The 14,191-nt window shown below is 70.7% G+C and carries 13 protein-coding genes; 9 read left to right on the top strand and 4 right to left on the bottom strand.

Going from position 1 to position 14,191, the window contains the following annotated elements; genetic code table 11:
• Positions 1-148: 148 nt before the first annotated feature.
• Positions 149-955, top strand: coding sequence for a TetR/AcrR family transcriptional regulator (locus ABD160_RS17445; protein ID WP_344023686.1), 807 nt, complete (start codon positions 149-151; stop codon positions 953-955).
• On the opposite strand, the gene ABD160_RS17440 is transcribed toward ABD160_RS17445, so the two are convergent.
• Together ABD160_RS17440 and ABD160_RS17435 are read right to left on the bottom strand one after the other, a co-directional pair.
• On the bottom strand, positions 942-1,277 hold the full coding sequence (locus ABD160_RS17440) for a universal stress protein (protein WP_344023684.1): 336 nt from the start codon (positions 1,275-1,277) through the stop codon (positions 942-944). The two genes, ABD160_RS17445 and ABD160_RS17440, sit on opposite strands and share 14 nt — an antisense overlap.
• A gap of 28 nt (positions 1,278-1,305) precedes the next feature.
• Complete coding sequence (locus ABD160_RS17435) at positions 1,306-2,925, bottom strand: sugar porter family MFS transporter (protein WP_344023682.1); 1,620 nt, start codon at positions 2,923-2,925, stop codon at positions 1,306-1,308.
• A gap of 244 nt (positions 2,926-3,169) precedes the next feature.
• Here ABD160_RS17435 and ABD160_RS17430 point away from each other — a divergent pair, with 244 nt between their 5' ends.
• On the top strand, positions 3,170-4,432 hold the full coding sequence (locus ABD160_RS17430) for an ABC transporter ATP-binding protein (RefSeq protein ID WP_344023680.1): 1,263 nt from the start codon (positions 3,170-3,172) through the stop codon (positions 4,430-4,432).
• Between the two features lie 59 nt (positions 4,433-4,491).
• The gene (locus ABD160_RS17425) at positions 4,492-5,838 is read left to right on the top strand and encodes an MFS transporter (RefSeq protein WP_344023678.1); all 1,347 of its coding nucleotides are present in this window, start codon (positions 4,492-4,494) and stop codon (positions 5,836-5,838) included.
• A gap of 53 nt (positions 5,839-5,891) precedes the next feature.
• Here the strand turns inward: ABD160_RS17425 and ABD160_RS17420 are convergent, their stop codons facing one another.
• Entirely contained in the window at positions 5,892-6,734 is an 843-nt protein-coding gene (locus ABD160_RS17420; RefSeq protein ID WP_344023676.1) for an AraC family transcriptional regulator, read from the bottom strand.
• 218 nt (positions 6,735-6,952) lie between these two features.
• On the opposite strand from ABD160_RS17420, the gene ABD160_RS17415 reads away from it, so the two are divergent.
• From ABD160_RS17415 to ABD160_RS17405, 3 genes are read left to right on the top strand one after another with little or no spacing between them, the layout of a single operon-like run.
• Positions 6,953-7,507, top strand: a complete 555-nt coding sequence (locus tag ABD160_RS17415; protein WP_344023674.1) for a 2Fe-2S iron-sulfur cluster-binding protein — start codon at positions 6,953-6,955, stop codon at positions 7,505-7,507.
• The gene (locus tag ABD160_RS17410) at positions 7,504-8,496 is read left to right on the top strand and encodes an FAD binding domain-containing protein (RefSeq protein ID WP_344023672.1); all 993 of its coding nucleotides are present in this window, start codon (positions 7,504-7,506) and stop codon (positions 8,494-8,496) included. Before ABD160_RS17415 ends, ABD160_RS17410 begins: the two co-directional genes overlap by 4 nt.
• The gene (locus tag ABD160_RS17405) at positions 8,493-10,598 is read left to right on the top strand and encodes a xanthine dehydrogenase family protein molybdopterin-binding subunit (RefSeq protein ID WP_344023670.1); all 2,106 of its coding nucleotides are present in this window, start codon (positions 8,493-8,495) and stop codon (positions 10,596-10,598) included. The genes ABD160_RS17410 and ABD160_RS17405 overlap by 4 nt, the downstream gene beginning before the upstream one ends.
• 45 nt (positions 10,599-10,643) lie before the next feature.
• On the opposite strand, the gene ABD160_RS17400 is transcribed toward ABD160_RS17405, so the two are convergent.
• On the bottom strand, positions 10,644-11,144 hold the full coding sequence (locus ABD160_RS17400; RefSeq protein WP_344023668.1) for a TetR/AcrR family transcriptional regulator: 501 nt from the start codon (positions 11,142-11,144) through the stop codon (positions 10,644-10,646).
• 217 nt (positions 11,145-11,361) lie between these two features.
• On the opposite strand from ABD160_RS17400, the gene ABD160_RS17395 reads away from it, so the two are divergent.
• The 3 genes from ABD160_RS17395 to ABD160_RS17385 all read left to right on the top strand — a co-directional run bounded on the left by ABD160_RS17395 (position 11,362) and on the right by ABD160_RS17385 (position 14,135).
• Positions 11,362-12,228, top strand: a complete 867-nt coding sequence (locus ABD160_RS17395; RefSeq protein ID WP_344023666.1) for an alpha/beta hydrolase — start codon at positions 11,362-11,364, stop codon at positions 12,226-12,228.
• Between the two features lie 49 nt (positions 12,229-12,277).
• Positions 12,278-13,108: an alpha/beta fold hydrolase gene (locus ABD160_RS17390; RefSeq protein WP_344023664.1), complete on the top strand. Its 831-nt coding sequence runs from the start codon at positions 12,278-12,280 to the stop codon at positions 13,106-13,108.
• A 166-nt stretch (positions 13,109-13,274) separates the two neighbouring features.
• Positions 13,275-14,135, top strand: a complete 861-nt coding sequence (locus tag ABD160_RS17385) for an SMP-30/gluconolactonase/LRE family protein (protein ID WP_344023662.1) — start codon at positions 13,275-13,277, stop codon at positions 14,133-14,135.
• Positions 14,136-14,191 lie beyond the last annotated feature (56 nt).

The raw sequence follows: 14,191 nt of genomic DNA, 5'->3' as shown, positions 1-14,191 counted from the left end.
GTTCCATGACGACACGATCAGGTGAACCTTCGGCTAGGGTGTCCGGACAAACTCGTCCCGCCGGGGGCGGGCCGGACCGTGCGGCGGGGGGATGGTGCCCCGGCGGCGCCCGGCCCCCGGCGGCCGCCACGGAGGTGTCACAGCGCCGATGTCGAGGGGTGGCCCCGCTTCCGGGAACTTCCAGCAGCTCCGGGTGGACGTCCTCGATCCCGGCCGGGAGCCGCCCGACGCCACCGCGGGCCGGGTGCTGTCCGCCGCCCGGCGGGTGGTCGAGGAGTTCGGGCTGCGGCGCTTCACGATGGACCAGGTCGCCCGGCGGGGCCGGGTCTCCCGGATGACCGTCTACCGGCACTTCCCGCGCAAGGACGAGCTGGTCCGCGCGCTGCTGACCGCCGAGCTGCGGCGGTTCACCACCGAGGCCGACGCGGTGGTCGAGGCGGAGCCGACGATCGACGGCAAGCTCGCCGTCGGCGTCCGGTTCTGCGTCGAGCACCTGCGCCGGCACCCGGTGCTGGCCCGGTTGCTGCGGACCGAGCCGGAGATCCTGCTCCCGCACCTGACGACCGCGGGCGGGCCGCTGATCTCGGTGGCGACCGAGTGGATCTCCGGTCACGTGCGGCGGGAGGTCGCGGCCGCCGGGCTGCAGATCCCGCCCGGGCACGTCCAGCCGCTCGCCGAGCTGCTGGTCCGGCTGGTCGTGTCGCTCGTCCTCAATCCGGTCTCCACCCTCGATCTCGACTCCGACGAGGGCTGGGACCGGGTCCGCGCCCTCTACGTCGCGCCGTTCGTGGCGGTACTGGCCCGGGAGGCGGAGCCGGTGGGCGGGGCCGCCGCGCCGGCCGAGCCTGTTGCGCCCGCCGAGCCTGCCGCGGCCGCTGTGCCGGCGGTTCCCGCCGCCCCCGCCACGTCCGGCGCGGCCGAGGCGGCGGCGGTCGCCTCGGTCAACCGGCCTTGACGGCGAGCACCGGGACCGGGGCCCGCAGCAGCAGCCGCTGCGACACGCTGCCGAGCACCGCCTTGCTCACCGGGCTGCGCCGGCGCAGCCCGATCACCAGGCGCTGCACGTCGCCGCGCCGCTCGATCTCGTCGAGGACCGCGTCGACCGGGTCGCGATCGCCCGGTCCGTCCCGCTCGATCACCGGGAGGCCCCCGCCGATCGGGTCGAGGGTCAGGTTCAGCACGACCAGTTCGGTGCCGAGCAGGGTCGCCTCGGCGCTGCCCGCCTGCAGGGCGGCCGCCCCCTCGGGACCGGCCGGAACCGCCACCAGAACGCTCACGTCGTCGTCCTTCCGATCGTCGGGTGGATCATGAGTAGCGCTCCCGGAACTCGGCCTCGAGCTGCTCGAGGGACCGGCCGCGGGTCTCCGGGACCATGGTGTGGACGAAGGCGAGCGCCGCGAGCCCCAGCACCACGAAGATGAAGAACGTCGAGGCGATCCCGATGCCCTCGACGACCGGCGGGAACACCAGCGCGACCAGCGCGTTGGCCAGCCACAGCGCCAGCACGCTGATCCCGATCGCCATGCTGCGGATCCGCAGCGGGAAGATCTCGGAGAGGATCAGCCAGGTCAGCGGCCCGAGCGTGCCCTGCATGCAGAACACGAACAGCACGATGAACACCAGGATGAAGTAGGCCTTCACCGGGCCGTCCGGCAGCAGGAACGCCGACAGCCCGACCAGCAGGTGCATCGTCGTGGTCAGGGCGAACCCGGCGAGCAGCATCGTCCGGCGGTCGATCCGGTTGATGATCAGGATGCCGACGGTGATGCCGAGCACGCTGAACAGTCCGTTGAGCGTGTTGAAGATGATCGCGGCGTTGGCCGAGAACCCGGCCTGCCCGAGCAGCTGGGTGCCGTAGTACATCACCGAGTTGATCCCGGAGAACTGCTGGAAGACGCCGAGCAGCGCGCCGATCACGATCAGCCTGCGTATCCAGCGGACCCCCAGGTCGACCGTCCCGCCGGTCCGGCTCTGCCGCTCCTCGTCGGCCAGCCGGTGCACCTCGGCCATCTCGGCCTCGGCGCGTTGCGGGGTCCGCACCTGGCTCAGCACGGCGAGGGCCTCGTCGGTCCGGCCCTGCGCGACCAGCCAGCGCGGACTCTCCGGCATCCGGAGCATCCCGATGAACAACGCGATCGCCGGCAGCACCGCGACCAGCAGCATGACCCGCCAGATCGCGTCGACGTCGCCCCAGAGGTTGAAGATGATCGCGTTGATCACGAACGCGGCGAACTGACCGGAGACGATCATGACCTCGTTCCGGGTGACCAGCGCGCCGCGCCGCTCGGCGGGCGAGATCTCGGCGAGGTAGACCGGCACCGTCGCGGAGGCCCCGCCGACGGCGAGGCCGAGCACGAACCGGAACACCGAGAGGATCTCCCAGTTCGGTGCGACGACGCAGCCGAGCGTGCCGACCATGAACACGATCGCCAGCAGCAGGATGTTGTGCCGGCGGCCGTAGCGGTCGGACAGGGCCCCGCCGACGAAGGCGCCCGCAGCCGCACCGAAGATCAGGATGCTGACGACGAAGCCCTCGGTGAACGCGGTCAGCGCGAGGTCCCGGGTGAGCGGCTCCAGCGCGCCGTTGATGACGCCGGTGTCGTAGCCGAACAGCAGGCCGCCGAAGGTGGCGATGACGGTGATCAGTCCGAGGCGCCGCGAGTGCGGCCCTCTGGTGTCCGGAGGCAGCTCGGTGGCCCCCGCACCGGTGTGCAGTGACATGACGGTTCTCCCCGTTGAGGCGGCCGGATCCTGGGCGGTGTCGCACACCGGGCGGTGGCCGCGAACCGTACGACGCCCGGTGCGTTCGTGCTGGTGTGGCGGTCGGCGGTGCCGTACCGCGTCGATGGATCGGTGGATCGGGATCGGATCCCCCCGGCTCTCCTGCCTGGGAGTGCGCGGTGACGGGAACGGTAGTTGCGACATGTACACAGGTCAATAATTTGTGCAGACATATAGTCAAAGAATCTTCGGCGAGCACGTCCGGCCGAGGGGGCGGACGTGACGGACGGTGATATCGACTCTGCTCTGAACGAGTGGTTCGCCAGCGAGTCACCCCCTCGTGCGGAGTGTCGTATTGCGCTGTGTATCTTTGTGACGTGCAACACCACTGATCGGATGTGCCAAACAGTGATGGTCGGGTGACGGCGGGGGGCCGATGGTGAGCGCCGTGGAGTTCCGGGACGTGAGCAAGCGCGCCGCTGACGGGTCGTTCGCGGTGACCGAGGTGAACCTCGAGGTGAAATCGGGCGAGACGGTCGTCGTGCTGGGGCCGGCCGGGAGCGGCAAGTCGACGCTCCTGCAACTGGCGGCGGGGGTGACGGCGCCGTCCGCGGGCGCCGTGCTGCTCGACGGCAGCCCGGTCGTCGACGTCCTCCCGCAGGACCGGCCGCTCGCGATGGTCTCCCAGCAGCAGGACCTCTATCCCCGGCTCGACGTCGGCGAGAACATCGCCCTGCCGCTGAAGCTCTCCGGCCTCGACGCGGAGCAGCAGGAGGTCCGTGTCGAGGCGATGGCCGAGCGACTCGGTCTCACCGGGCTGCTCCGACTGCGGCCGCGCGAGCTGTCGGCCGGTGACCTGCGGCGGGTCGCGCTCTGCCGGGCGATGATCCGCAGGCCGCGCCTGCTGCTGCTCGACGAACCGCTCACCGGGACGGACGCGGGCTCGCTCGACGGGCTGCGGCCCGTCGTCTCCGAACAGATCCGGGACCTGGGCGCCACGGTGATCTACACGGCGGCGGACTCCGGCGCCGCACCGGACGCGGTGGACCGCATCGTGATCCTCCGGGACGGCCGGATCCGCGACCTCGGCAGCCCGCGCGGGCTCTGGACCGATCCGGCCACGGTGTTCACCGCGGCCGCGCTCGGTGACCCGCCGATGAACCTGGTCGAGGTGAGCGTGCACGTCGGGTTGGACGAGTTCGTCGCGCTCGGCGTCGGCGCCCACTACCTGCGGCTTCCCTGGCACGACATCCGGTCCCGGGCCATCGCGCACTACCACGGCGAGCGGCTGGTGCTCGGCGTCCGGCCGGAGGCCGTGCGCCCGGGCCAGGGCGGGAACGCCCTGCACGGCCGGGTACTCGACGTCGAGCAGCGGGCGGGCGGGACGTACGCGCGGCTCGACATCGGCGCCGGGGCGGTCGACACCGGGCCGCCCGAGGCCGACCGCTCGGCCGCCCGGCGCGGTTGGTTCGGTCGTCTCGGCGGTGGCCGCGGCACGGCGGCCCCGATCGCCGACACCGTTCTCCCGCCGCTCGACCGGCCGGCCAGGGCCGCGGTGTTCGTCGTACGGCTGCCCCCCGGCAGCGGTGTCGTACCGGGGCGGACGATCCCGGTCGGTTTCTCCCTGAGCGACATCCACCTGTTCGACGAGCGCGGTCTGCGGATCGATCTCGGATCCGGTTCGGCGGGCTCGCCCGCGGGCCGTCGCTGACCGTCGCCCCCACACCACCACCCGTCTCCCCGCCCACCCCGATCACGATGGGATCCCGCATGTCCGGTACCGCCCCGGCGCCACCTCAGATGTCCGATCCGGCCCGGGCCCGCAATGCCCGGCGCGCGGCCTGGGGTGCGTTCGTCGGCACCGCGATCGAGTGGTACGGCTTCTACGTCTACGGGACGGCCGCCGCGCTCGTGCTCGGCAAGCTGTTCTTCCCGATGGCCAGCCCGGTCGCCCAGACACTGTCCGCGCTCGCGACGTTCGCCATCGGGTTCGTGCTGCGCCCGGTCGGCGCGGTGCTGTTCGGTTACATCGGCGACCGGGTCAGCCGGAAGACCTCGCTGTTGCTCACCCTGGTGCTGATGGGCGGTTCGACGACCGCGATCGGGTTGCTCCCCACCTACGAGTCGATCGGGCTGCTCGCGCCGGTCGCGCTGATCGTCTTCCGGATGCTGCAGGGGCTGTCGGTCGGCGGCGAGTGGGGCGGTGCGGTGCTGATCGCGTCCGAGGCGGCACCGCGGCACCGCAAGGTGCTGGCGGCGTCGATGGCGCAGGTGGGCGCTCCGGTCGGGTCGATCCTGTCCACCGCGGTCTTCCTGTTGCTGCCCTCCGGTGACTTCCTGGTCGACGGCGGCTGGCGGATCCCGTTCCTGCTCAGCGGGACGCTGCTGCTCGTCGGCCTGGTGCTGCGCCTCAAGCTGGAGGAGAACGAGGAGTTCCTCGCCGCCCGCGAGCGACAGCGCCGCGATCCCCGTCGCCGGGTCCCGATCTTCGAGCTGCTGCGCACCTTCCCGCTGACCAACCTCTGCGTGTTCCTGACCAGCTGTGCGGTGTCCGGGGTCTACTTCCGGAACGTCTTCGCCCTGAACTGGGCGACCGAGACCCGCGGGGTGGCGCAGCAGGTCTTCCTGAACGCCTTGCTGATCGGTGCGATCCTGCAGACCGTGCTGACCCCGCTGGCGGCGATGGCAGCGGACCGGATATCCGCCCGCCAGGCTCAGCTGATCTTCACCGTGGTCTACCTGGTGGTCGGGCCGATCCCGCTGATCGTGCTGGTCGGGACCGGCGACACGGTCCTGGTCTACGTCGGGATCCTGCTGTCCTACGTCGGCCACGCCGTGTACTACGCGACGCTGTCCGGCTTCCTCGCCACGCTGTTCCCGGCCGAGCTGCGGTTCACCGGGATCTCGCTGGGCTACCAGCTCGCCGGCTCGCTCGTCTCCGGTCTGGTCCCGCTGGCGGCGATGACGATGGTCGGCGAGGACGGCACCGCCACCGCCGGGATCCAGGTCCTCTACGCCGGGCTGATCGTGGTCGCGCTGGTCGGGGCGGCGTGGGGGAGTGCGGTCTCCCGGCGGGAGACGATGCGCTACCTGGGGGTGCCGATGGTCAGGCGGTGAGGCTCGGTGGCCTGCACGACGGTCCGGCACCGGCTGATCGGAGGGGCGCGGGCTCAGCGGCGACGGTGCTCCCGCCGGTAGGTCGCCGGGGCGGTACCGGTCAGACTCCGGAACGACTTACCGAAGTGCGACGGGTCCGGATATCCGCAGCGGCGTCCGATCTCGGCGACGGGCAGGTCGGTCCGGCACAGGAGTCGTTGGGCCTGTTCGAGTCGCAGGCGGCGGTGATAGACGCTCGGTGTCTCGCCGGTCTTCTGCCGGAACAACCGCAGTAGGTGGAACCGGCTGAGGCCGGCCACCGAGGCGAGCTCGCCGAGGTCCGGTGTGACGTCGAGACGTGCATGCAACATGTCGACGACCTGGCTGATCCGGGCGTCCTCGAACAGCTTCCGCCGGGGCGCGGGCACGGTGCCGTGGTCGGTCAGCAGGTGCACCGCGACGAACTCCGCGGCCGCGGCGGCGTACAGGTCGCTGACACCGGCCCGGGCGGCGCGTTCGAGTTGGAGCAGCGTCGTGCGCAACATGTCGTCGTCGAAGGCGAGCCGGCTCGAGGACAGGGCCGAGACGGGTTCGAACTCACGGAGATCGTCGGCCATCCGCTCCATGGTGGTCGCGGGGATGAGCAGCCGCAGTTGTCTGATCACGGTGTCACCGGCCGGAGAGTCCCAGCGCAGCAGGCTCGAGCGTTGCGACGGCTTGATCGCCAGCGATCCGGGACGCATCGCCCCGGTGACCCATCTTCGGTCGTCCCTCCGCTGGACGGTGCGGCTGCCGTCGAGCTGGAGGTCGATCAGGTGCGCGTCGACGCCCGGCAAGGAGACGTGCTCCGCATGCCCGGAGATCTCGAGCACCTCCAGGTGCGCTGAGCGCCAGCCGACCTCACGGCTGTCGAACACGACGCGTGAGTACCGACGGTGGTCCGGGCCGAGGTCGACCGCCGACGGGTTCATGTTCCGGGGGGCAACACATCAGACACGGCGGGCGTGCTCCTCGATCGGCCGGATCCGTACGGATATCGACCACAATAGCCGCAATATCCGACCACTTCGCCGCCGTTCGCGCCGATAGGTTTCAGGTGGCGGTCACCCCCCATGACCGGCGCTGAGGAGATGTGATGCAGACCGAGGACGCGGCCCACGGCCGCTTCGGTGACGACGTCGGTACACACACGGTCGCCGTCACGATCGAGGTCGACGGCGAGACCCATACGGTGGACGCCGATACCCGCACGACCCTGCTGGATCTCTGTCGCGAGACCATCGGGAACACCGCTGCCAAGAAGGGGTGCGACCACGGGCAGTGCGGTGCCTGCACCGTGCTGCTGAACGGTCGCCGCTCCCTGTCCTGCCTGACTCTCGTGGCGCAGCACGACGGATCATCGGTCGTCACGGCGGCCGGGCTGAATGACGGCGACGATCTCCATCCGGTGCAGCAGGCGTTCGTCGATCACGACGGTTTCCAGTGCGGATACTGCACCCCGGGGCAGATCTGTTCGGCCGTCGGAATGCTGGACGAGCACAGGGCCGGGTGGCCCAGCCATGTCACCGACGATGTCACGCAGGCCGCCGGGCTGAGCGATCCGGAGATCCGTGAGCGGATGAGCGGGAACCTCTGTCGCTGCGGCGCGTACCCGCACATCGTGGCGGCCATCCGGGAGGTGGCGTCGTGAAACCCTTCGCGATGTACACCCCCGTCGACGCCCGGGACGCCGTCGTGGCCGTCTCCCGGCGCCCCGACGCCGCGTTCCTCGGGGCCGGGACGAACCTCGTCGACCATCTCCGGCTCGGGATCGCCGAGCCGTCGCTTCTCGTCGACATCACCCGCTTGCCGTTCGATTCGATCGAGGATCTCCCCGACGGTGGGGTGCGGATCGGGGCCGGCGTGCGCAACGCCGACCTCGCCGCGGATCCTCGGGTCCGCGAGCGGTTCCCCGCGCTGTCGCGGGCAGTGCTGGCGGGGGCCTCCGGCCAGATCCGCAACGTCGCCACGACCGGCGGCAACCTGTTGCAGCGGACCCGCTGCCCGTACTTCCAGGACCGGTTCTCGGCGTGCAACAAGCGCTCCCCGAACACCGGGTGCTCGGCGGTCGACGGTCACGCGCGCGACCTGGGCATTCTCGGCATCTCGGAGCACTGTCTCGCCACTCACCCGTCCGACATGGCAGTGGCGCTGGCGGTGCTCGACGCCGAGGTGCTCGTGCTCGGGCCCGATGGTGAGCGGAGGATTCCTCTCGCGGAGCTCTACCGGCTCCCCGGTGCCACGCCCGAGCGCGACACGACACTCGAGCACGGAGAGCTGATGGTCGCCGTGGAGATCCCGGGGCTCCCGCCGGGAATGCGATCGACGTACCGCAAGGTGCGTGACCGCGGGTCGTACGCGTTCGCCCTGGTCTCGGTGGCGATGTGTCTCGAGATCCGCGACGAGACGATCACCGACGTCCGCATCGCGCTGGGCGGGGTGGCACCAGGGCCGTGGCGGGCTCGCGGGGCCGAGGCGATGCTGCGTGGCCGGGCCCTCTCCGACGAGGTCGTCGCGGCAGCCGCTGATCGCGAGCTGGCCGCCGCCCGGACCCGATCGGACAACGCGTTCAAGGTCGGGCTCGTCCGCAACGGCGTCGTGGCCACCGTACGGGATCTCATGGAAAGGGTTGCACGTTGAGCATCCTCGAACGGCGCGGCCTCATCGAGCCCCGCGAGATCGGGGCCGACCACCCGAGACGGGACGGGGCGGCGAAGGTGCGGGGCCTGGCCCCCTACGCGGCGGAGCACCGCCCCGAGCACCCGGCTTACGCACATCTCGTGCAGTCGACGGTCGCACGTGGGCGGGTGACGTCCATCGACACCGCAGCGGCGGCCGGAGTTCCCGGGGTGCTCGCGATCCTCACCCACGAGAACACCGAACGCCTGTCCTCGGACGAGGACAAGGTGCTGTGGGTCCTGCAGAGCTCCGATGTCAGCTTCCGCGGGGAGATCGTCGCCGTCGTGGTCGCCGACACGTCCCGGGCGGCCCGGGAGGCCGCCGCCCGGATCGAGCTGACCTACGACGCCCGGCCCCCCGACGTCGTGATGGACGAGAGCCGGAGCGACGTCTACCGGCCCGAGCAGGTCAACCCGTTCTACGAGACCGATCGCGTGCAGGGCGACCCCGACGCGCTGCTCGCGTCGGCCCCGCACACCCTCGACGCGACCTATCGGACCCCGCTGCAGCAGCACTGCGCCCTCGAGCCGCACACCGCCGTCGCGCACTGGGACCAGCAGACGGAACGGCTGACCGTCCACAACTCGACCCAGTGGCCGTTCGGTGAACGACAGGCGCTCTCCGGCCTGTTCGGCCTCGACGAGGACCGGATCACGATCGTGACTCCGTTCATCGGCGGTGGGTTCGGGTCGAAGGGGCTCAACGCCCACCTGGCAGTGGCATGTCTGGCCGCGCGGGCCGTTCCCGGACGCTCGGTCGTCCTGTCGCTGACCCGCCGGTCGACCTTCGAGCTCGGTGGACACCGGCCGGCGTCGGTCTCCCGGGTGCAGCTCGCCGCCGAGGCGAACGGTCGGCTGCTCGCCATCACCCACGACGTGTTCGCGCCGACCGCCCGGTTGAAGGAGTTCGCCGAGCAGACCGCGGTCGGCACCAGGTCGATGTACGCCGCCGACGCCCGTCGCACGACCCATCGCCTCGTCGGGCTCGACCTGCCCGTGGGGCTGACGATGCGGGCTCCGGGCGAGACGCCCGGCTTCTTCGCCACGGAGTCGGCACTCGACGAACTCGCGGGCGAGCTGGGGATCGACCCGGTCGAGCTACGCATCCGCAACGAGCCCGACGCCGACCCGGAGACCGGGAGACCGTTCTCCAGCAGAGCGCTGGTCGACTGCCTGAGAGCCGGTGCCGAGCGGTTCGGCTGGTACGACCGCGACCGCCGCCCGGGTCCGCATCTGCACGGCCGCAGCTACATCGGCTCCGGCATGGCGTCGTCGGTGTACCCGACCTACCGGTTCCCCGGCTCCGAAGCCCTGGTGGAGGTGCTCGCCGGCGACCGGTACCGGGTCTCGATCGGGGCGGTCGACCTCGGCACCGGGACATGGACGACGCTGGCCCAGATCGCCGCGGACGCGCTCGACGTGCCGCTCGAACGCGTGCAGCTGCAGATCGGGGACACCACACTGCCGCCCGCGACGGTGGCAGGGGGCTCGTCCGGGATCAACTCGTGGGGCACCGCCGTGCTCGCGGCAGCCGACGCCCTGCGGGACGAACACGGCAAGACCCCGCCCGCCGGCGCGGTCGGCCGGGGCGGATCGCCCCCGGTCCCCGACACCCACGCGATGTTCGCCTACGGTGCGCACTTCGTGGAGGTCGGCGTCGACCGCTACACCGGCGAGGTCCGGGTCACCGAGATGCACGGCACCTTCGCAGCCGGCCGAATCGTCAACCCGCGTACCGCTCGATCCCAGTTCATCGGGGGAATGACGATGGGCCTGTCGATGGCGCTGCACGAGGGCGCGATCGTCGACCCCCGGACCGGCCAGATCATCAACCGCGACCTCGCCGGCTACCACGTCGCGACCCACGCCGACGTGCCCGACATCGACGTCGCCTGGGTGTCCGAGGAGGACCCGCTCGTCAACCCGATGGGCACGAAGGGGATCGGCGAGATCGGGATCGTCGGTGTCGCGGCCGCCGTCGCGAACGCCGTGTGCCACGCAACGGGGATCAGGATCCGTGATCTCCCGATCAGCCCGGACAGGTTGATCGAGGCGGGCCTGTAGGTGCGGCCGGGAGGACACACGAGACGGCGAAGGGCACGCGCCGGCTCAGGGCCCGGGGTGCGTCCGTGGGGCGGATCGGTCCCTGCTCATGCGCAGGATCAGGGCGACCGCGTCGTCCGGGTACGTGGTCGGGGTCAGGATCTCCCGCAGGAGCAGGCCACGCATCGCGGCCACGGTGACGGTGGCCAGGGTCGAGGCTTCCTCGGCGCCGAGGCCCTCGCGTACGGCCAGCGCGGCCAGCGTTCCGGTCAGGTCGTCGAGCGAGGCGATGAAGTCGCAGAACTCCTCCGGGCGGTACGCGGCCAGTCCGACGACGTGGAAGAAGGCGCGGACACGCGACCGCTGCTCGGGTCGGGTGTAGGCCCGCCAGATCGCCAGGACGAGATCGTCGAAGGTGCCCTGGTCGGCGACCTCGAGGAGAGCCTCGTTGTCACGGGCCCGCTGCGCCCCGAGTATCGCCGCCAGGACGCCGGGGAGTGACCCGAAGTGGTACCGCAGGAGGGCGTGACTGGTCCCGGTCCTGGCGGCGATCTCACGCAGCGACACCTCCGGCGCGGGAGGTGCCTCGTCGAAGACGTCGAGAAGCCGGGCCAGGAGACGTGCGCGTGCGTCGCCCGTGCGCTCTGTGCTTGACAGGATCGCCTCCAGGAATTATCCATTGGAAAAGATCGATGATGGCCTGCTGCTCCGCACATGGTCCCAGTCGGTTCGCAACGAGGAGGGATCACGTCGTGGGACGGTTACAGCTCGTGGAGGTCCTGCGATGAGCACGATGTGGCAGGGCTGTCTCGCCGACACCGACTACTTCGAGATGCGTTCGAGCACGGGACACGACTACGGCATCTGGGTCACCAGGCCACCGGGGTACGACCCCGCCGCAGCGCCGGCGCCGGTCGTCTACGTGCTCGACGGCAACTGGACCGTGGGAATGACGGCTCCGCTCGTCGTCACCCAGCGGGACCCCATGCAGCAGCTCCGGCCCTACGTCCAGGTCAGCGTCGGCTACGCGGGCGCGGAGGCCCACGAGTGGGATCGGCTGCGCAACAGGGACCTCGTCCCACCCGGCGAGCCCATTGCCACCGAGTTCGTCGATGCCGTCGAGATCGGACTCCGGACCGGGGCGATGACACGCGAGCAGGCCGACGCCTACCTCGCCGAGCTGCGCAATCCCCGCGCCGACGCGTTCCTGAGCTTCCTCACCACGGAACTGCACCCACGGATCGAACGCGACCACGGCACGGCCGCGAGTGGCCACGGCCTCTTCGGCTACTCCTACGGCGGACTCTTCAGCCTCTACGCCTGGCTCACCGGCAGCACGCTGTTCGAGAGCATCGGTGCCGGCAGCCCCGGCGTCCTCGATGAGAACAGCCAGGTCTTCGCCCTGCTCGAGAAGCTCGGCGACGACCTGCCCGCCACCGAGCTGCACCTGACCGTCAACGACCGGGAGCTGCTCGGGGACCTGGCCGTCTACCAGAACCTGACGAAGAACACGGCCACCGTCCTGCACCGGCTGAGGGCCGGTGGCGCAGCCGTCACCAGCGCGGTCCTGCGCGAGACCCACGTGACCGGCCTGCAGGCCTCGTTCCTCAGCTACCTCAGGACCTGCCGGGCTCAGCGAGTCCCCACGTGACAGAGACACGTGACAGAGAAACGTCGAGTACGGAGTGAGCATGAAGCAAGTGGTCCTGGTCCCGGGATTCTGGCACGGGACGTGGTGCTGGAACCTCACGACCATCGGATTGGCCGGGCGCGGGATCCCCTCGGTCGCGGTCGACCTGCAGGGGCAGGGTCTTGACGGTGTACCGCCCGAGTCCTACTGGCGACGTCCGTTCGAGGAGGATGCCTTCGCCTCGGAGTCGTCACCGGTCGCGTCGATCACGGCCACGACCGCGGCGCGTGATCTGATCTCGAAACTCGGCTCGATCGGGGGCGGCGAGCTGTGTGTCGTCGTCGCGCACAGCATGGGTGGGGCCGTCGCCACGCTGGCCGCGGAACTGGAGCCGTCCCTGTTCTCGCACATCGTCTACGTCGCCGCTCTGGCACCCGTCGACGGCGTTCCCGCCGGTGCGTACATGGCCAGCCCGAACAGTACCGGCGAGCAGGGGACGGCACTGTTGAGGGCGGATCCGCGGACCGTGGGCGCCTCGCGGATGGACACCGGCGACCGCGGTGGCCACGAAGCCATCCGGGCGGCCCTCTACGGTGACGTCCCCGTCCCGATCGCCGACGCGGCCATCACGCTGCTCAACGTCGACGCGCCGGTGGGAACGGCCCTCGAGCCGGTCTCCGCCACTCGGGAGAACTTCGGCAGCGTGCCGCGGACGTACGTCGTCTGCGAGCGCGATCGAATGATCCCGCCGCGGATGCAGGAGGAGTACGTCGAAGCGATGGACCGGATCTCCGCGACGACGACGAACGTGGTCAGGATCGATTCCTCGCACTCGCCGTTCCTGTCGCAGCCCGACGTGCTGGCGGAGGTCATCGCCGAGGCGTGGAAAGGAGCCCGCTGAACGGGCGCGACCCCCTGCCCACTTCCGTCTACGCCGGGACGGAGCAGGGCCTGTGGGTTCCCGGTGCGCCGCGGTGCAGCGAGACCGAGGTCGCCGAACATCTGGCAAAAGGGACAATCGCACGAGGATCTGACACATGCATGCGTTGACCACGATCGTCACCGGAATGTCGTTCACGGAGTGCCCCCGGTGGCACGACGGTCGCATCTGGTTCTCCGACTTCTACACCAACCGGGTGCTGTCCGCGGCCGAGGACGGTTCCTGTCTGACGACCGAGCTCGAGGTGCCGAACCAGCCGGGCGGGTCGGGCTGGCTCCCCGACGGCCGCCTGATCGTGGTCTCCGCGCGGGACCACACCCTGCTGCGCCGGGAACACGACGGACAGGTCGTCCTCCACGCCGACCTGGGCGAGCACGCCGGCGGCAACCTCAACGACATGGTGGTGGACCCGACCGGTCGCGCCTTCGTCGGTGACTTCGGCTTCGACCTGGGCTCCGGTGCGGACCCCGCCACCACGACCATCACACGGGTCGAGCCGGACGGGACCGTCGGCGAGGCCGCGCGGGGCCTGCACTTCCCGAACGGAAGCGTCATCACCGACGACAACGTCCTGATCGTCGGCGAGACGTTCGGGAACCGGGTGACCGCATTCGACATCGACGACAGCGGCGCTCTCACCAACCGGCGGGTCTGGGCGAGGTTCGGCGACCTGCCGACCGGGCCCGGTCTCGCCTCCGTCCTGGGGCAGCTGACGATCGCACCGGACGGCTGTTGCCTCGACGCCGAGGGTGCATTGTGGATCGCCGACGCGTTGGGAGGCAGGGTGATCCGGGTGAAGGAGGGTGCGGACATCGTCGACGAGATCCAGGTCGACAGTGGTGTCTTCGCCTGCATGCTGGGAGGCGACGACGGTCGGACCCTGTTCCTCTGCGCATCGCCCGACTTCGACGCCGCCGGCCGAGCGGCGGCCCGCGAATCCCGGCTGCTGACCACCCGGGTGGACGTCCCGCATGCCGGACGGCCGTAGCGGCGATGCGTCGCCTGTGCTCCGTGCACGAACGTGGTCTGCGTGACGAGGAGAGG

The organism is Pseudonocardia kongjuensis, from assembly GCF_039526905.1.
GTDB classification, from domain to species: domain Bacteria; phylum Actinomycetota; class Actinomycetes; order Mycobacteriales; family Pseudonocardiaceae; genus Pseudonocardia; species Pseudonocardia kongjuensis.
This window is presented reverse-complemented; position numbering and strand designations above follow the sequence as displayed.